Consider the following 398-nt stretch of genomic DNA (forward strand, 5'->3'; position numbering starts at 1 on the left):
TTCAGAACTGTTTTCTATTTCTCGGCCAACTGTCTATCGAACTCTCCGCAGAACAGCCTCAACGTTCTTGTTGGGCTCACTCTAAGCGTACGTAAAGTACACTTTCGTGTCGTGCCCCCTATTTGAACGCGGCGTTGCGCTGTATTCAGGAGCGGCACGGCAAGGTCATCGTGATCGCTGCCATCATTCTCCGGGACGAAAAAACGCCGCACCTGTCGGCCTACGTGGTGCCAAAAGACCCCGATACAGGCCGCCTGAATTGCCGCCGGTTCCTCGGTGGTGCCAAGGCCCTGAACGAGATGCAGACCGACTTTGCGCGAGTTGTGGGACGCCCTGTCGGACTGGAACGCGGCATCGAAGGAAGCAAGGCCACCCACACCAAGCTGAAAACCTACTAC

At 56.5% G+C, this 398-nt stretch carries 1 protein-coding gene; it reads left to right on the top strand.

Annotation, left to right across the window (positions count from 1 at the left end; translation table 11 throughout):
* Window positions 1-122 precede the first annotated feature (122 nt).
* A partial coding sequence (locus tag KP705_RS18660; protein WP_215765389.1) for a plasmid recombination protein occupies window positions 123-398 on the top strand: 276 nt, incomplete at its 3' end.

Origin of the sequence: Gluconobacter sp. P1D12_c (assembly GCF_018812105.1) — a bacterium.
Classification (GTDB): domain Bacteria; phylum Pseudomonadota; class Alphaproteobacteria; order Acetobacterales; family Acetobacteraceae; genus Gluconobacter; species Gluconobacter oxydans_A.